Source organism: Pseudomonas sp. 3MAES_34.3B, assembly GCF_058145875.1.
The window spans coordinates 3,030,415-3,047,654 of the sequence record NZ_CM176960.1; the positions used below are offsets into that span (position 1 = coordinate 3,030,415).

A 17,240-nucleotide genomic window follows, 5' to 3' on the forward strand; every position below is an offset into this window, starting at 1 on the left:
CCACTATCACTCATGCCGCCCATTCAGGCGCAGCGGCTCACTGCCGCAAGGGGACACCATGTCGTCACTCGAAAAAGACGTTAGTGTCAGCGCTGCCTCGGTAGAGGCGTCGGCTACGCTTGCCAGCACGCTGGACAAGATCGGTTTCAGCCGTGCTCACAAATGGATACTGCTGTTGGTCATCTCCGGCGTGTTCTTCGATGTGATCGAGCAAAATGCCGTGGGCATCGTCGGCCCTAGCCTGCGCCAGGCGTGGGGCCTCAGCTCGGGCGAGATCGGCCTGATCAACTCCGTGACCTTCTTCTGCATGAGCATTGGCGGCATCGTTGCGGGGGCCATGGCCGACCGCTTCGGCCGTCGCCCGGTGCTGATGCTCAACCTCGCTATCTATTCGGTGGGCGCCCTGCTGTGCGCCATGGCGCCAAATTACACCGTGCTGCTGATCTGCCGTGGCTTGGTGGGGCTGGGCCTGGGGGGAGAACTGTCCACGGCGATCACCATGCTCGCGGAGTTCACCGCAACCCGCCATCGTGCCAGGGCGGTGTCGGCATTGAACGTGGCCGGCGGCGGCCTGGGCAACTTCGTGGCACCGCTGTATGGCATGTTGGTGTTGGGCGCTCTGGCCCCTCTTTTTGGCACGCCCGAGCAGGGGTGGCGCTGGGTGTTCGGGCTGCTGGTGCTGCCGGTTATCATGATGACCGTGTTGCGCCGCTACCTGCCGGAGACACCGCGTTTTCTGCTGGCCACCGGGCAGATCGATGAATGCAACCGTACTCTCACACTGCTAAAGCGCGGGCGCCTGGCCAAGCGCAACGAAGTGATCGAGGTAGAGCGATTCGTACAATCGACCGGCGACGTCGCGTTGCGCAACCGCGAGAAAACAAGACTCTCGGAAATTCTCTCCCGACGCTGGCGCCAGCGCACCATCGCCGTATCCATCACCTACTTCATGGGCCAGGCCGGGCAGATCTCCATCCTGACGCTGATGCCAGTGATTCTGGTGTCTCAAGGCTTCAGCGTGGTCGCCGGTATCGGATATACGGCGGTAATGCAGGGCGGCAGCCTGATCGGCGCACTCGTAGCCACCTGGTGCAACGGGCGCTTCAAACGCCGCTCGGTAATCGGCTTCAGCGCGCTGGGAGCAATGTGTGCCGCCATCCTGTTCGGTCGTTTTGCCGGCGCCGCTACCTCGGTATTACTGCTGGGGGCCCTGTTCCAGTTCTTCATCCTGCTCTTCAACACCACCCTTTGGAGTTGGCTGCCAGAGCTATACCCTACCCGGATCCGGGCGTTCGGCGCCGGTACGGTGAAGTCGATCGGCAGCTTGGGAGCCGTGGTCATGACGCCCATCGCCGGCGTGATCTTTGACAAGGCCGGGCTCAATGCGATCTTCGTGACTCTGGCGGTGCTGTACCTTATCGCCCTGCTGGCGTCGCGCTTCGGTCCGGAAACCTTCGACAAATCCCTCGAAGAGCTGAGCGAATGACCCCGTATTTCGGAACAAGAGAGAACCACGATGATTGATTTTCGCGTGGCCGCTACCGGCCACAGCATCAACTACCTGCCCGAATACATCGCAGTACAGCAAGGCTTTTTCGCTGACGAAGGGCTCCGCGTCGAAGCTATCGTTCCCCAGCCCTGGGACCGCGTGCTACCAGAGATCGAGCAGGGTACTTCCCATGTCGCGCTTGGCGGCATCTGGGTGCCGATCATGTATCACGGGCGCGGTAAGGCGTTGGTGCCATTTGCGCAGATGTCTGCGCGTTGCCCATTGACGCTGGTAGGGCGCCAGCGAGGCGCATTCGAGCTGGCACAACTGGGCGGCAAGACTGTGCTGGTCGCCGGTGGAAACGGTTCGAGCCACGGCATGATGCTCGACCTGTTGCTGGCCGAGCAGGGCATCGACCTGGCGAGTGTCGACTTTGTTTGTAACCTGTCCGGCAAAATGCTGGCTGAGCTGTTCGTCGGTGGCTTGGGCGACTATCTGCTCACCGATCCGATCACTGCCCTGCGACTCACCCGTACCATGGATGCCCACGTGGCCGCACCGCTAGCGCAGCTGGGCGGGCCGATTCCCTGGAGCGTCTACTACAGCGCCGCAGGCACCATGGGCGATGATCCAGGCCTGCAAGTGAAGTTCACCCGCGCACTGAGCCGCGGCATCCGCTACGTGATCGACACCCCTGCCGAGCAGATGCGCGAATTGCTCGTACAGGCGTTTCCCGCCAGCAATATCGCCGACCTGATTACCTTAGTGAATAACCTGCGTAAATGGGGCATGTGGGACAGCGCGCGCATCAACCCCGCTTCCTGCGCCCGCTGGCAACGCGCAATTGCGCTCGCCAATCTGATCCGCCAGCCGCTGCCTTACGAAGCCTTGGTCAATAGCCGAATAGCCGATCTGGCGATCGGCACTTGAAACAAGGGCCGCTTTAGAATTCACCCATCTGTTCATGCAGCGCTTCGGTACGGCTCAAGCGGTCACGGCCCGCCCGGCCCGACTTTGCGAACACCGCACTGATCAACAGATGGCAGACGGCAATGGCGGCGACGTGATTGTCCAGCGGCCCTGGCGCTTCGCACGCACATTGCAGATGCCAGGTCACCTGCGCGTTGGTGGCCAGGTACTCATCACTCAGCAACAACACCTTGGCGCCACTTACCACGTATTGCTCCAGCAACGTACGTAGCACGGCGGGCCTGCGCCGCACACCGAACACGACCACTACGTCATTGGCACTTACGGCAGTCAAATACTCAGCGAAGCTACCGCCGCCGCCGGTACCTGCGAACATCTGGACATCTTCTTTGACCTGAAAAAGCTGCCACTGGAAATACATGGCCAGCGGCTGGCTGGCCCGAAACCCCATGACCCATACCTTGCGGGCCGCGAGTAGCGCCTGGGCGATATCGGTGATGGTGTGTTCGCTGAGACGCGAGAAGGTACGGCGAAGATTTTCCTGCCCCTGCTCGGCATGGGCGGCGAGGCTGGAACCCTGTATTTCAGCTGCCCTGTCGGAGAGGTACAGCGCGGAGCCCGCCTGCTTCTCCTCGCGCACATGCCGACGCGCGGCCTCGTAGTTGCTGTAGCCGAGGCGGCGAACGAAACGCGACACCGTAGCGCTGGAAACCGCAGCCAGCTTGGCCAGTTCCGCTGCGGAATAGCTGGCCAGCTCACCGGGAAAGTCGAGGATGAACTCAGCCAGGCGCTTTTCGGTAGGATGCAGAATGGACAGGTTGTCCCGCACGCGACCAAGAAAGGACGGGGGCTGGGGTGCATTCGTCATCGCGGCAAACTCTCGAGTACGGCAGGGAGGAGCGCCATGTTATACATTTGCCAGCAATGCTGTCAGGACACATCTTTGGGCGCGTGGCAGGAGGAAAAAACCCGGACGTCCCGGCGCTCTCCGTCTAAGTCAGAGAAGCGGCCGTCATTTCCATATCGGCTCCCAGCCGGGACAGCCCCGGCTGGGCCCTTCACCCGCCCGCATCGCTACGCAGCCGCAGCCTCCTGATGCCCGCCCGCCACACCCAGTAGCGCTAGCTCTGCCAAATCGCTATCGGGCTGAGCAAACACGAACGCGGCATTGGTCAGCGTCTGGCTCAGGTCGCCCCTGAAGCTGACCTCGAAGCGCTCGCCTTCTGCATTTGCGTCGAAGCTTTTGAGGTAAGTCGTGGTTCCATCATCGTTCACCATCAAAGCCAGGGTGCCGTCATGGCCGTCGCCCAAGCTGGTGAAGCCGAGCGCGGACACGTCGATGCGGTCGGTGAAGACGTCGAAGCCGGCAATACGGTCGCTGAAGTTCTGCCCTTCGTCGCGGTAGCTGTCGCTCAGTGAGGTGAATCGGTAGGTATCGGCCCCCTCAGAGCCAAAGAGGATGTCGCGGCCAGTGCCGCCATCAAGGATGTCGTTACCAAGCCCTCCGTACAGCCGGTCATCGCCCCCCTTGCCTAGTAATTCGGTGGTCACACTGCCAGCAATGTAGGAACTCGAGTCATCTGCGCCTTCGAACACATAAGGCGCGAATAACAGGTGGTATTCGTCTAGCCGCCCGCTCAGGTCACCGTCCAGCGCGAGCGCGAAGCGGTGGCCTTCTGCGTTGGGCTCCAAGCTCTCCAGGTAAGTACGGTTGGCTTCGGCGTCTACCCGCAAGGCCAGTGTATTGCCGTAACCGTCGCCCAGCCCGGTATACCCCAGCGCCGCAAGGTCGAGCACATCTCGTATCGGGTTGAAATCGGTGATGTGGTCGCTGAAGCTTTCGCTGTCGGTACGGTAGCTGTCCTCCCTTGAAGAGAAGCGGAAGACGTCGCTGCCCGCGCCACCGCTAAGCTGGTCACGGCCGCCACCGCCATCGAGCAGGTCGTTCCCCGCCTGCCCGGAAATGGCTTCATCCGCAGCGGTGCCTACTATCAGGTCGTTGGTGTCCTGCCCGTTGATGTGGCGCAAATGGCCAACCGGGTCGCCGAAGCTGGTATCCAGCGTGCCGTCTGCGTTAAGCCGCAAGGCGGCGAAGCCAGCGTTGCCGTCGGCGTTGTAAGCAGCTCCGGTCAGCAGGATTTTGCCGTCATCCAGCACATTGATGGTTTGCGCCCCATCGCGACCGCCCTCAAAGTCGAACATGGCCTTGCCGCCATCGCCGAAGCTGGTGTCCAGGCTGCCGTCCGCATTCAGCCGAACCACGCTGAAGTTGAAGTTGCCATCGCCCACTTCGTTATCGCCATGGTCGCTGGTGCCGGCGATCAGCAGTTTGCCGTCCGCTTGCTGCGTCACGACCCGGGCGTAATCGTTGCCATCGGCCACGTCCACGGTCACGGTGCCATCGGTACCGAAGCGGGTGTCGAGTGTGCCGTCTGCATGGTAGCGCGTGAGGCTGAAATCGGCGGTTCCGCCGGGGTACCGGTAACCGGCGAGCAGCACATCACCGTTGGATTGCAGGGCCAGCGACGTTTCGGTGATGACGGGCATCCCGTCCGGCAAGGCGAAGGTGGCAATGCCGCCCTGGCCAAAGGATTGGTCGAGGATACCTTGGTCGTTGAACCGCACCAGGGTGAGGGTGGTATCGCTGCGGGTGCTCGCCAGTAGCGTGCCGTCGGCGAGCGCTTGCACGCTGGAGTAGGCAGGCGCGTCGCCTTGCGCGGGGATGGCCACCGACAACAGCTCGGACGGCCGATCATTAGGGATGCCGCCAAGCGCCAGGATGCTCAGGTTATAGGTGCCGCTGTCATACAGGATCTGGCTGGTCAGGATATGGCCATCGGGCTGCGTAGCCAGGTCACCGCTGTCACTGACAGGCACCACAGCGGGAAGTCGCTCAATGCCGTCGTGGTCGTAGCTGAAGTTGCGTTGGCCGTCGGGCGTCAGGCTTACCACCGCGTAATCCGCGCGGTCGCCGTCGGAGGTCAACCCTACCATCTGCACCGTGCCGGCGCTGGTGATAGCAACACTGTGGCTGGAGTCATTGAGGCCTGTAACATCGACAAGGGTTTTGCCGGTGCGCAGGGGAGTAGCTGGCAGGGTAATCGAAGAGGCAGAAATCATGACAATCTCCGGATCCCAACGAAAGAGGTCGGGTGTGCCTCAAACGGTAGTTGGGAATAAGCTCATACCGAGGGCGCTTCGTCTGAATAACCACGGCGCCATCGCCTGAAGGCCGTAACCTTCAAGCGGGCGCCCCGTTCCCCTACCCCACCAGGTCCACCGAGCGGAGCTCATCGACACCTACCATCCGCACCTCGAAGTCAGACGTGCCGTTGGCATCCTGGCTGCCCTGCAGCACGCCATCGGCGAACCGCACCTCACCGGTGGCATCGGCACTGAACGCCGCGCTGCCGATAAACTTGAAGCCGTCCATGGCCGCTGTTTGCGGATTGGCATCCAGGCCGGTGAGATCGATCTTGTCGCCCTCGGCCTCACTGAACCCCTCGATCTGATCGCCCGCGGCGCCCACGCCCATGTCGTGCCACGCACTGAACCGGTATACATCGGCACCGCCACCACCTACCAAGGTGTCGCTACCGCCCTTGCCATCGAGCACGTTGTTCCCCGCGTTGCCCGTCAGCGTGTTATCCAGGGCATTGCCCGTGCCGGCCAGCGCCTTGTTGCCGGAAAGGTCGAGCTCTTCGACGTTGTTGCCCAACGTCCAGCTCACCGAACTTTGCACGGTATCGACATGGGCTGTGTTGGCGTCGGTTTCGGTCACGGTGTCGCCAACGTTGTCGACGATATACAGCGTGCTGCCCGTGCCTTTGCCGATCAGGGTATCGGCGCCCACGTCACCGTTGAGCACCTGGCTTTCCGAGCCGGTCGCCACCAGGGTATCGGCGACGTCGGTGCCCTGTATGCGCCCATTCTGGTTCGAACTCGAGGCGGTGATGGCGCCAGGGTCGTTGTTGTCGCTGGGGTTGCCCTTGTAACCCAGGTCATTGGCGATGTAATCGGCCAAGCGCTGGCCGACGATTTCCGCCGACTCTTCGTGCAGGTGCCACACGTCATCCGGGTATGTCACCGGGTCCACCTCCTGGCGCAGGGGCAGGTCGGTGTAGTCGACGGCGAGTTGTACGTCCGCGCGCTCGGCGGCCATGGCCTCCTGGGCGTGCCGCACATGCACGGTGCCGTCGACAATGCCGGCGATCTTGCTTTCGGAATAGCCACGGTAGCGGGCGCCGTCTTCGGCATAGTGGCCGGTTTCCATCAGGTAAACCGTGAAGTCCCCCAGTTGTGCATGCAGGTAGTCGAACACCTTCAAGGTGGAGGCTTTGTACAGGGCTTCTGCCGCCGTCTTGTCGCTGGCCCTGGCGATTGCCTGGGCGCCCTCCTCGCCTTGCCCCCAGATGATGTCCAGGTTTACCGGGTCGGTCTTGCTCAGGGTCGCGATCTGGCTTTTGAGCAGGTCCACGGCCCGGGTAAGCACAGGCCCCGGCTTGTTGGTGTCGGTGAACCACCAGCTCAGGGCCTTCTCCGCGGCCGTATCTGTAGAAAGCCCGGTGACGGTGGTGCCGCCAATGGCGATGTCCACGGGGTTGCCGTTGGAATCATTGAACTGGCTGCGCACATCCAGAGGCGTGTAGCGGCTCAGGTCCTTGACCAGTTCCGTGATGCCCGACTGGCTGTCGTCTTCGGTCACCCGCATCAGGCGTGCGTTGGACTGGCCCAGGGTAGGCAGGAATTCGATGCCCGCGGTGGTGTGCGGGGCGAATACGAAGTCGCTGGACGTCAGCGCAAGGTTGCCACTGAGGGCGACTTCGAAGCGATTGCCATCGCTATCGGCATCGTTGGTTTTGATGTATGTCTTGTTGGAGGAGGCGCTGTACGTTGTGTACAGCGTATGCCCGCTGCCGCTGCCAAGCGCGAAAAAGCCCAGGGCGCTGACGTCGATCTTGTCCTGGCCGCGGACGAAATCGAAGATAGTGTCGGTGGCCGTCACGCCGCCGGAATCATAGTCGCGGTAGCTGTCCAGCATTTTGCTGAAGCGGAAGGTATCGGCGCCGCCCTGACCATAGAGCGAGTCCTTGCCCGCGCCGCCGTCGAGCGTGTCATTGCCATCCCCGGCCTTGAGGGTGTCAGTGCCGCCCAAGCCAAGCAGCGTCTCGCCACTGGCGGTGCCCACCAGGCTGTCGTTGCCGCTGGTACCGGTGAGGTTGGTGCCGGAGCTAGTGGCGAAGATGAACTTGCTGGCGCTCAGGTTGCTCAACTGGTTGCCCTGTAACGAGATCTCCAGGCGTTCCCCAGCCGAATCCGCCACGAAGGACTTGATGTAGGTCTTGCTGCCATCAGTGCTGGTGCTCACCTTGACGGTGGTGCCGTAGCCATCACCCAGGCCGGTGATACCCAGCGCAGAGAGGTCGATGCGGTCGGTGCTGAAGTCCTTGATGAGGTCGCTGGCCACCGTGCCGCTGGTGGTACGGTAGCTGTCGCTGCGGGCGGTGTAGACGAAGGTGTCGGTGCCTGTGCCACCGGTCAGCGTATCGACACCCGCGCCGCCGGTCAGGCGGTCGTTGCCACCCATCCCTTCGATGCGGTCCTTGCCTGCCAGGCCGTTGATGGTGTTAGCCGGGCCGTCGCCTATCAGAACGTCGTCGCCCGCCGTGCCATTGAGCGGGTTGGCCACGGCGGCCGCTGCCAGGGCGGTGACTGCCACTGCGGCAACCAGGTTCAGGGCATCGAGCTTGGCAGTGGATGTTTTGGCAAACACGAAATTGGACGCCTTGAGGCTGCTCAGGTAATTGCCGGTCAGGCCCAGCTCAAAACGCACGCCGTTGGCGTCGGCGTCAAAGTCCTTGAGGTAGGTGAGGTTGCTGGTTGCGTTGTAAGAAACGTTCAGGGTGTTGCCGTGCCCGTTGCCCAGCCCCGTGAACCCCAAGGCCGCAACGTCGATTTTGTCGCCGCTGGCGCTGAAGTCGGTCACCGTATCCTTGGCCGTTACACTGGCCGTGCGATAGCTGTCAGTGGCGGCCGTGAAGCGGAAGGTATCGCTGCCCGTGCCGCCGATGAGCTTGTCCACGCCTGCCCCGCCTACGAGCACATCGTTGCCGCCTGCGCCATTGACCGTATCCTTCCCGGCATAGCCCATCAGGGTTTCGCCGGCACCGGTACCCAGCAGGTTATCGTTGCCGCTGGTGCCAAGCAGCGAGCCCTGGTCGCCGCTCACCGTGCTACCGTCGCCGTAGAGCGCCGTTTCACCCCGGGAGACATGGCTGATGGTGTTATTGACCAAAGTGTTGTGGTCGGTGCCTTTTTCATTCACTTCGGCCACGCCATAGGTGGACCGGTCGCTGCCGACGATGGTGTTTCCCTGGATCAGGTTATTGCTGCCATTGAAGTAGTCACCGGACGCCCCACGGCTATCGTCATACGACTGAATCACCACTTCCGGGGAGGTCACGGCCAGGGAATTCTTGTGAATGGAATTGTTCAGCAGCTCCACGTCAGAGCTGCCGTACAGGCGGACGCCGGAGCGAGCATTGTCGTGGATATCCACCCCGCTGACGGTCACATCATGGACCAACTTGAGCAACACCCCCTCGGCCTTGTTGCCATACACGCTCCCGCCACTGATGACGATGTCGTTCGGTGCGGCGAGGTCTTCGTCACCGCGCTGTAGCACGATGCCGGTGCTGCCATTGTTGTAGGCGTTGTTGTCGCGCATGGTGAAATCGTTGGTGCTGGTCACCACGTTGAAGCCGTGGCGGTCATTCCCGTAGCTGGTGTTGTTCACGAACGAGCTGTTCACCAGGTAATCGGCGACGAAGCCGTCCAGGCCGTTCCCATGCGCCACGCTGTTCTTGAGGACCATGTTCCAGGTCTGTTCATGGGGATCGAAACCATAACCCGAGCAGTTTTTGACTTCGACGCTGTCGATGGTGACATTGGAATCGTGCCCGGCTTTGCCAGGAATGTAACCGTTGAACCAGCCGTCGATCTTGCCGGTTGTATTGGCGCGGTTGCCGTCGATGGTGAGGTCCTTGATCCCGAAATCGTGATTCTGCTCACCGTACTCCGAGCGGATCACGCCAGTGATCTTGGTATCGGAACCATCCGCAACCTTGATGACTGTCTTGCCCATTCCAGCACCGTACAGCTGGACGTTATTGCGCAGCATCAAACAGCCATCGCCGGGTTCGTCCCCTGCAGAAACCACATAGGTACCGGCAGGGACATACACCTGTCCACCACCTGCCTTGTACGCCGCCTCGATAGCGCGTTGAATGGCCTGGGTGTCGTCTGCAGTGCCATTGCCTTTCGCTGAATAATCTTTCACGTTATAAATCAAGGGGTTGATCTCCATGATGGGCTGGCATCGAAAAATGGTTACGTGCGGGTTGCTCACGCAGGTATTCGTTTCTCTCGCTGATGCCTTTTCTGGCATTAAAAAATTGAACAAAGCCGTGGTTAACTTTTAATGGCGTCAATATTCTTGGAACTTACGGCGCCACTCATCGAGAATGGCTCTCTAGATAATCAACCTCACTTCCAGATACCCTATGCCCCAGGAACTTTAAATTCGCTTTCATCGGGCATGCAGTACTACTCCGACGCCGGATTTAATCGCGGAAAACCTTTATATATCAATGGTCCACGAAGTTTTTTGATGTTCATATTACTGCAATAAGTGATTGCAAATTGCGATCAGCAACTGACCAAGGGGATGGTGGCATATTAGTTGGTTATGTGTGAGTTCATTACTGCCTTTCCCGGGTACCATAGTCGCAAGTCTCGGAGATAGCTAATAACTGTGCCCAATTAACTGCGGGAGCAAATGTCAGATAACTTCGGCGGGATGAATGGACGGCAACAGAAGGTCACGGCTCGCACGCCGGCCTACGTGAGCGAAGTGCTATGCCTGAAGATGTGTAGCGTGGGCGGACGCCCGTAGAGGTATGGCGCAAGGAGGATGTCGACCTGATGATCAGCCATCTCGGCTCGCAGGCCTTGGAGACAGCAAGAAGCGGCCGGATGGCCCCGCCGCTTCGCTTGAAGTTCACGCGTGTTGGTGCATTCAGGACCCGCTGTTGGCCTTCCATTGCCCGCCTTCGACGATTACCGCCGCCGGGTCGGTGCCAGGTGCCAGCTTGTCCCGTACGTACTGGTCATAAAGCTTGAGGAGGTATTTCTCCTCACCCAGGCGGGCCAGTTCGGTGTTCACCCAATCCCGCAGTTCGCTGTTGCCTTTCTTCACCGCCGGCGCGATAGGTGCTTCGTCGCCCAGCGGCTGCGGCAGCAAGCGGTAACCCGGATGTTCCTTCGCCCAGCTGAACAGCACGAGATTATCCTGCGCATAGGCATCGCCCCGGCCATTGGCCAGCGCCTGCAGGGATTCGGAGTTCTTCTCGAACTTGAGCAGTTTCCAGTCCGGGTGATTGCGGGTCAGCCACAGGTCGGCGGTGGTACCCGTGGTCACGATGATGGTTTTGTCCTTGAGCTCGTCCAGCGCTTTTACCGGGCTGCCTTCGGGGACAAGGGCCTGCACCGCGACGCGCAGGTTGGGGTTAGTGAAATCCACCACCTGCTGGCGCTCGGGGGTGACCGTCATGTTCGCCAGGATCAGGTCTACCTTGTCGCTCTGCAGGAAGGGAATGCGGCTGGCCGGCTCCACCACCACGAATTCCACCTTTTTCTCGTCGCCGAGCAAGTCCTTGGCAAAGCGCTTGGCAAGGTCGGTGTCGAAACCGACGTAGGTGCCCTTCTCATCCACGAAACCGAACGGTGGCTTGTCGCTGAACACACCCACCACCAGCTTGTCCCGGGCTTTGATCGAGGCGATCGAACCGGCGGGCGCAGTGGCGGTGCTGGCGGCCTTGGGCGCTTCGGCCTTGTCGCACCCGGCCAGCAGGCCCAGGGCGAACAAGGGGAATAACACGGCAGCTTTGACACTCATGAGGCTTTCCTTCCTGGCAGGTTTTCTACGTAAGAGAAGCGTTCCAGAAACTGCTGCGCGCGTGCGGTCTGCGGAGAACTGAAAAAACGCTCGGGGTCGTTCTGTTCGGCGATGCGGCCACCGTCCATGAATACGATTCGGTCGGCCACCGCGCGGGCGAAGGCCATTTCGTGGGTGACGATCACCAGGGTCATGCCGCCCTTGGCAAGGTCCAGGATCACTTGCAGCACTTCCTTGACCATCTCGGGGTCCAGGGCAGCGGTGACTTCGTCGAACAGCATCACTTTCGGGTTCATGCACAGCGCCCGCACGATCGCGATGCGTTGTTGCTGCCCGCCCGACAGTTCGCGGGGCCACGCCCGGGCGCGCTGGCCCAACCCTACCCGCTCCAGCAACGCCATGGCCTGTGCCTGGGCCTCGGCGCGGGGCCGGCCCTGTACGCGTAGCGGCCCCAGCAGAATGTTGTCCAGCACGGTCATGTGGGGGAACAGGTTGTAGCTCTGGAACACCATGCCCACCTGCTGACGCACACGCTGCCAGTCGCTGTCGGCGGTGAGCGCTTCTCCCGCCAGGCGCAGGGTGCCGCCATCGCCTTGCTCCAGGCCATTGAGGCAGCGCAGCAAGGTGCTTTTGCCGCAGCCGCTGGGGCCGAGGATCACGATCACCTCACCTTCATGCACGTGCAGGTCCACGCCTTGCAACACCGGGGTGGCGCCAAAATGTTTGGTGAAACCGGCCAGCTCGATCAATGCGCTCATGAATGATTCCAGCGTCGTTCCAGGCGCCGCGACACGCTCGACAGCGGGTAGCACACCAGGAAGAAGAATACGAAAAGAAACCCGTAGATCAGCACCGAGGCATAGGTGCGCTCGATGATCTGCTGGCCCACCTTGGTGATGTCCACTACCCCGATCAGCACCGCCAGCGAGCTGGTCTTGATCACGCGGGCGTACACGTTGATCACCCCGGGGGTGATCCGCTTCACGGCCTGTGGCAACAGCACCCAGGCATACAACTGGCTCGAGCGCAACCCGATGGCCAGGCCGGCGTCCCGCTGGCCGCGGGGCAACGACTGCAGGCCCCCGCGTACCACCTCGCCCACTTCCGTAGCGCCCCACAACCCGAGCACCAGCACGGCGCAGGCGAATGCCGGCAGGTTGATCCCGAGCATGATGGGTAGCCCGAAGAACCCCAGGTACAGCCACACCAGCACCGGTATCGCCCTGAACAATTCGAGCCAGGCGCGCAACACGGCACTCAGCCAGCGCACCTGCAGCGTGCGGCCGATGCCTTGTAGCGCGCCGAGCACCGTAGCCAGCACGATGGCCAACGCAGAAATACCCAGCGTACGCGCCGCGCCGGTGGCCAGTTGGGGCGCGGCCTGCCATAGCAGTTCAAAACCCGTAGTGGCCACGTTGCAGCCTCCGTTCCAGGTGCCCCAGCAAGAGGGACAGCGGTAAAAACAGCAGCAGGCACACGCCAGTCAATACGGCCAGCATTTCGTAGGTTTTGTAGTAAAGCGCGATGTAACCCTTGGTGGTGTAGAGCAGCTCCGGCACCGCCACGGCAGACACCACCGTGGTTTCCTTGAGCAGGAAGATCACATTGGCGAACAGTGCCGGCAGGCTGAAAGTCCCGGCCTGGGGCAGCACTACATAACGCAACAACTGCAAACGGCCCAATCCGATCGCCAGGCCCGATTCAAGCTGCGCCTTGGGCACCGCTTCTACACCGGCGCGCAGTACTTCGGTCAAGTACGCCCCGCCCAGAAACGTCATCGCGATGATGGCCGAGGCAAAGCCACTGACCTGAACGCCCAGGCTCGGCAGCGCGAAATAGATGAAGAACAACTGGATAAGCAAAGGCGTATTGCGGGCGAGTTCCACGTAGCCCCTGACTGTTATCGCCGCACCCGGCACGCCCAGCACCAGCGCCGCGTTGGTCAGAAGCGAAACGGCCAGGGACGCGGTGATCGCTAGGCAGCCTACTTCAAGGGTCATCAGGGTGGCGGCCGCAAAACTCGGCAGCGTCGACAGTATGAACGCGACGTCGAAGGTCATCAGCGCAGCGCTCCAGGGAACGACACTGCGATAGAGAAGGTCCGGCAAACAGGCATTTCACACGCCCTTGGGCTAGAGGCAACAGGAAGAAAGTGATTGTTTTTAATAGCTTATTGGAAGTTATTACGGTGCAGTAATACCTGTTTCGCATAAGCATAGAGCGGTCGCTTGTCCAACCCTTGCGAAGCGGGCCGTCAAGGGCCGGGGGAAGAGAGGGAAAGGCATCGCCTGATGGCACTTTCTTGTATCATTCTGCGAATGGTTCTTGTTAACCTTCGCCACCGCTTCGCAACCGCTGGGTTGCGCGCGCCTGCTGTCTATTCAACAAGGAGTCCCAGATGGGAACAGGCAACGCCCGCCTGGCGCCGACCGGCCGCCAGCTCTGCACCATGGTTTCGCTACTCGGCCTGATGGCCTTGGGCGCGCAAACCGCCCAGGCCGCTACTGTGTTCGATACGCCAGACACCACCTATAAAGGTGAGATCAACGCACAGGGCCCTCGTGGCACCGCAATTACCGCAGGCAGCGAAGTGCAGCTGCAGGGGCGCGACTTCAAGCCGGGGCAGCGGATTACCCTCATGCGCGGCAACACCGTGCTGAACACAGATGCCTACGTGGCGGATGAAAAAGGCACCTTCAACGCCAGCCTGAAGGTGCCGGCCGATGCCGCGGTGGGCTTGCAGCCTATCCTGGTGGCGGTCAGCAACCCGTCGGCCGCTGCAGTGTTCCCGCTGAAAGTGTCGCCGGTGGTGCCGGTGTCCAATACCGAGGCCTACAAGCAGGTCAGCGCCAAGCTGGCACCCGGGCTGTATCAGTCTGCCGTGAGCGCCAAAACCGGCGCGGTGTTCGTGACCTCCGCCGTGGGCCGCCCGCCGGTGAAGGCCTCCGAGCTGCTCAAGCTCAACGGCGAAACGCTCGCCGTGGAAGCCCGTATCACTCCGGCTGCCGCGCCTGGCAGCGACGACGGCAGCGTGTTCGCCGTGTATGGCGTAGGTGTGGACGACCAGAACGGCAACGTGTGGGTCACCAACACCCGCCAGAATGCCGTGGCGGTGTACCGGCAGGCCGATCTTGGCCTGGTGAAGCAGTTCGCCCCGGGCACCGTAGCCCACGCCCGGGACGTAGTGATCGACCCCACGCTGGGCCGCGCCTTCGCCTCGGCGACCGGCACACCGGTGATTGCCATGTTCGACACCAAAACCCTGGCCGAGCCCACCCCGATCCAGGTCAAGTCGCTGAAATGGGGCAGCCAGTTCTCCGTCGCCAGCCTGCACCTGGACGCCGCAGCCCACAAGCTGTACGCCGTGAGCCTGAGCACTGAAGAAGCCGCGGTAGTGGATGCCAAGACCGGCACGGTAGAAAAGGTGATTCCAGTGGAAGGGATCAAGATGGCGATGGGCGTAGCCTATGACGCCAAGACCAACCGCCTGTTCGTGGCCGCTCAGGGCAGCGACAACCTGGCCATCGTCGACCTGGCCAGCGGCAAGACGCTGCACCGCGTGAGCACTGGCGCCGGCCCGCTGAACGTGGCGTTCGACCCGGTCAAGCGCCTGGCGTACGTGACCAACCGCGTGTCCGGCACCCTCTCCGTGGTAGACCCGGACGGCAAGCTGGTCGCCAACCTGCCCGACGGCACCTTCCCCAACCATGTGACCGTGGACGGGAAAGGCAACGTTTACGCCGTGAACAAGGCCAAGGGTCAGGACGACGCCGAAGGCGATCGCATCACCCGCTTCACCCCGGTGAAATAAGCTAGTTCCCTCGGCTGAGCCCGCCCAGCCGGCTCGAGATCGCCTGCATGCCTTGCCCCAGCTCGCGCAGGGCACTGGCATCGCGGGCGCCCTCCTCGCTGGCCGTGTGAATCCGCACGGCCAGTTCGTTGATCTCATGGGTCACATGGCTTTGCTGCTGCGCCGCCACGGCAATCTGCTGGGCCCGCTGCACGATGTCATCGAAACTGTTCACCGTGGTGCCTAACGTCCCCGACACGCCACTGGCCTGATGCACCGCTTCACGGGTGCGCTCGGCACCGTTCTGCATGGTGGTCACTGCCACCGTCGAAGCCTGACGCAACTGGGTGATCATCTCCTGAATCTCGTTGGCAGAGGTTTGCGTACGGCCTGCCAGGGTGCGCACTTCGTCGGCCACCACGGCAAACCCTCGGCCCTGCTCTCCGGCGCGCGCGGCTTCGATAGCGGCATTGAGGGCCAGCAGGTTGGTTTGCTCCGAAATGGATTTGATCACGTCCAGCACGCTACCCACACGCTCGATGTCGGTGCCGAGCCGGGTGATTGCTCCTGCCGCGCCATTGATGTCGCCAGCCAGTGCTTCGATCGACTGGCTGTTGCGGTGTACCTGCGTCTGCCCATCCTGGGCGTCCACCAGCGAGCGGCGGGCAGTCTCCGAGCAGTCACTGGTGTTTCGCGCCACCTCGCTGGCACTGGCGGACATTTCAGTCACCGCCGCGGCCAGCAGGGTGTTGTCTTCGCGCTGCGCTTCGGCCCGTTCGGCCAGCCCGCTCGACAAGTGGGCGAGCGCGTTGGCCTGGGCCTCCAGCGATACCGATTCGTCGGCGATGCGCTTAAGCATGTCGCGCAGGGAGCCTGCGTAGCGGTTCACCGCCGCGCGCAGGGCGCCGATTTCGTCGGCCCGGCGGATGTCCAGCTCGGTGGCACCCTGCCCGCCTTCGCCGAGGCGAGCGATCTGGGCGGTGGTTTCTTCCAGCTGCGACAACAGCCGCTTGCCGGCGAACCAGGCCAGGCCCAGCAACACGGCCAGCAGTGGCAGCAGGAACAGCATCATTTGTTGGGTGAGCTCATTGGCCAGGCCCACTACCCGCGCCTGCGGTGTGACCAGGCCGATGCGCCAGCCCGTGCTTTCCATGGTTTCCAAGGTGACGTAGGCCGGCCCGCCCAAGCGGCCGTCGTCGTCCAGGTACAGGGTCGCAGGTGCGGTGTTCTTGTTGCCGAGGCTGGCCGCTACCGGTTGCAGCCAGGGCATGGCCTTGGCCAGGTTGGCCATCGTCGGCAGGCTGCCTTTGTCGCCCCTGGCCTCGGGGAAGAACAGCACGTTGCCGCTTTGGTCCACCGCGAAGGCGTAACCACCCGTCACGTTGCCCTTGGCCTTGAGGAAGTCGGCCAGGCCGTCCAGCTTCAAGTCCACGGTGGCCACGCCGGCAAACGCACCATTGGCCAGGTAGGGCACGCTGCAAGTGGTCATGGCCACGCCGCTGATCGGGTCCTGATAAGCGTCGGACCATACACAGCGGCCGCCAGGCGCCGTGCGCGCGCCGGTGTACCAAGCTTCGGCGTGGTAAGGGGCCGCCTGGGCACCGTTGTACTCATCGGAGTAGTCCAGGCCGTTGCTGGCATTGCGCGCCCAGAAGAAACTCCGCCGCTCCACCTCGGGGGTAAAGGCATTAGGCTCGGGCCACAGGCCACCGCCGGCAATGGCACGGTCGCCCTGGCTGTCGATCACGCCCGGCAGGTTGGCCTTTACCAGCGCTTCATCGTGAGGAAGGCTTTGCGCCAGGTGCGCTACCGCGGCGGTGGTCCCTTCGATACGGTTGAGCTGCAGCGCCAACTGCCGGGTGATGGCGCTTGCGGACTGCTCCGCCGCCTCAGTGCCGGCCGCGATCAGCCTCGGTTTGCCGCCGATGGCCATTACCGCGTAGATCGCCAATGCGGTAAGCGCGAGCAGGGCCAGAATGCCGAAGGTCATGCGCCCGGCGATACGCGTGGGTAAAAGGGCCATAGGGGCTCCAGAACAGGGGGTGTCTGGAGGGTGTTACGGCTGCGGTTGGCAA

11 protein-coding genes and 1 pseudogene are annotated in these 17,240 nt (G+C 62.1%); 3 read left to right on the top strand and 9 right to left on the bottom strand.

Annotation, left to right across the window (positions count from 1 at the left end; all coding sequences use genetic code 11):
• Window positions 1–58: 58 nt before the first annotated feature.
• Both AC3Z8Y_RS13400 and AC3Z8Y_RS13405 read left to right on the top strand, forming a co-directional pair.
• A complete protein-coding gene (locus AC3Z8Y_RS13400) occupies window positions 59–1,486 on the top strand; it encodes an MFS transporter (RefSeq protein ID WP_490086202.1) in 1,428 nt (475 codons plus the stop codon).
• A 30-nt stretch (window positions 1,487–1,516) separates the two neighbouring features.
• Entirely contained in the window at window positions 1,517–2,419 is a 903-nt protein-coding gene (locus AC3Z8Y_RS13405) for an ABC transporter substrate-binding protein (protein ID WP_490086203.1), read from the top strand.
• A 13-nt stretch (window positions 2,420–2,432) separates the two neighbouring features.
• On the opposite strand, the gene AC3Z8Y_RS13410 is transcribed toward AC3Z8Y_RS13405, so the two are convergent.
• The 7 genes from AC3Z8Y_RS13410 to AC3Z8Y_RS13440 form a co-directional block, all read right to left on the bottom strand.
• Window positions 2,433–3,287 (bottom strand): MurR/RpiR family transcriptional regulator, encoded by an 855-nt coding sequence (locus tag AC3Z8Y_RS13410; protein WP_490086204.1) that lies wholly within the window; start codon window positions 3,285–3,287, stop codon window positions 2,433–2,435.
• A gap of 206 nt (window positions 3,288–3,493) precedes the next feature.
• Window positions 3,494–5,539, bottom strand: coding sequence for a M10 family metallopeptidase C-terminal domain-containing protein (locus AC3Z8Y_RS13415; protein ID WP_490086205.1), 2,046 nt, complete (start codon window positions 5,537–5,539; stop codon window positions 3,494–3,496).
• Between the two features lie 142 nt (window positions 5,540–5,681).
• Window positions 5,682–9,770, bottom strand: a complete 4,089-nt coding sequence (locus AC3Z8Y_RS13420) for a M10 family metallopeptidase C-terminal domain-containing protein (RefSeq protein ID WP_490090000.1) — start codon at window positions 9,768–9,770, stop codon at window positions 5,682–5,684.
• Window positions 9,771–10,496: 726 nt separating this feature from the next.
• On the bottom strand, window positions 10,497–11,375 hold the full coding sequence (locus AC3Z8Y_RS13425; RefSeq protein WP_490086206.1) for a transporter substrate-binding domain-containing protein: 879 nt from the start codon (window positions 11,373–11,375) through the stop codon (window positions 10,497–10,499).
• Entirely contained in the window at window positions 11,372–12,133 is a 762-nt protein-coding gene (locus tag AC3Z8Y_RS13430) for an amino acid ABC transporter ATP-binding protein (RefSeq protein WP_490086207.1), read from the bottom strand. The genes AC3Z8Y_RS13425 and AC3Z8Y_RS13430 overlap by 4 nt, the downstream gene beginning before the upstream one ends.
• On the bottom strand, window positions 12,130–12,789 hold the full coding sequence (locus tag AC3Z8Y_RS13435; protein WP_490086208.1) for an amino acid ABC transporter permease: 660 nt from the start codon (window positions 12,787–12,789) through the stop codon (window positions 12,130–12,132). The genes AC3Z8Y_RS13430 and AC3Z8Y_RS13435 overlap by 4 nt, the downstream gene beginning before the upstream one ends.
• Window positions 12,770–13,435, bottom strand: coding sequence for an amino acid ABC transporter permease (locus AC3Z8Y_RS13440; RefSeq protein WP_490086209.1), 666 nt, complete (start codon window positions 13,433–13,435; stop codon window positions 12,770–12,772). The genes AC3Z8Y_RS13435 and AC3Z8Y_RS13440 overlap by 20 nt, the downstream gene beginning before the upstream one ends.
• 338 nt (window positions 13,436–13,773) lie before the next feature.
• Between AC3Z8Y_RS13440 and AC3Z8Y_RS13445 the strand changes: the two genes are divergently transcribed.
• On the top strand, window positions 13,774–15,186 hold the full coding sequence (locus tag AC3Z8Y_RS13445; RefSeq protein WP_490086210.1) for an ATP-binding protein: 1,413 nt from the start codon (window positions 13,774–13,776) through the stop codon (window positions 15,184–15,186).
• Window position 15,187: 1 nt separating this feature from the next.
• Here AC3Z8Y_RS13445 and AC3Z8Y_RS13450 read toward each other — a convergent pair whose 3' ends face one another.
• Together AC3Z8Y_RS13450 and AC3Z8Y_RS13455 are read right to left on the bottom strand one after the other, a co-directional pair.
• The gene (locus AC3Z8Y_RS13450; protein ID WP_490090001.1) at window positions 15,188–16,456 is read right to left on the bottom strand and encodes a methyl-accepting chemotaxis protein; all 1,269 of its coding nucleotides are present in this window, start codon (window positions 16,454–16,456) and stop codon (window positions 15,188–15,190) included.
• Window positions 16,457–16,582: 126 nt separating this feature from the next.
• Window positions 16,583–17,188: pseudogene (locus tag AC3Z8Y_RS13455) on the bottom strand (cache domain-containing protein); the annotation flags it as partial.
• Between the last annotated feature and the right edge of the window lie 52 nt (window positions 17,189–17,240).

Excerpts from the sequence above, each read along its gene's own strand:
- AC3Z8Y_RS13400 (WP_490086202.1), top strand. The coding sequence starts at position 59 with ATGTCGTCACTCGAAAAAGACGTTAGTGTCAGCGCTGCCTCGGTAGAG.
- AC3Z8Y_RS13405 (WP_490086203.1), top strand. The coding sequence starts at position 1,517 with ATGATTGATTTTCGCGTGGCCGCTACCGGCCACAGCATCAACTACCTG.
- AC3Z8Y_RS13410 (WP_490086204.1), bottom strand. The coding sequence starts at position 3,287 with ATGACGAATGCACCCCAGCCCCCGTCCTTTCTTGGTCGCGTGCGGGAC.
- AC3Z8Y_RS13415 (WP_490086205.1), bottom strand. The coding sequence starts at position 5,539 with ATGATTTCTGCCTCTTCGATTACCCTGCCAGCTACTCCCCTGCGCACC.
- AC3Z8Y_RS13425 (WP_490086206.1), bottom strand. The coding sequence starts at position 11,375 with ATGAGTGTCAAAGCTGCCGTGTTATTCCCCTTGTTCGCCCTGGGCCTG.
- AC3Z8Y_RS13430 (WP_490086207.1), bottom strand. The coding sequence starts at position 12,133 with ATGAGCGCATTGATCGAGCTGGCCGGTTTCACCAAACATTTTGGCGCC.
- AC3Z8Y_RS13440 (WP_490086209.1), bottom strand. The coding sequence starts at position 13,435 with ATGACCTTCGACGTCGCGTTCATACTGTCGACGCTGCCGAGTTTTGCG.
- AC3Z8Y_RS13445 (WP_490086210.1), top strand. The coding sequence starts at position 13,774 with ATGGGAACAGGCAACGCCCGCCTGGCGCCGACCGGCCGCCAGCTCTGC.
- AC3Z8Y_RS13450 (WP_490090001.1), bottom strand. The coding sequence starts at position 16,456 with ATGGCCAACCTGGCCAAGGCCATGCCCTGGCTGCAACCGGTAGCGGCC.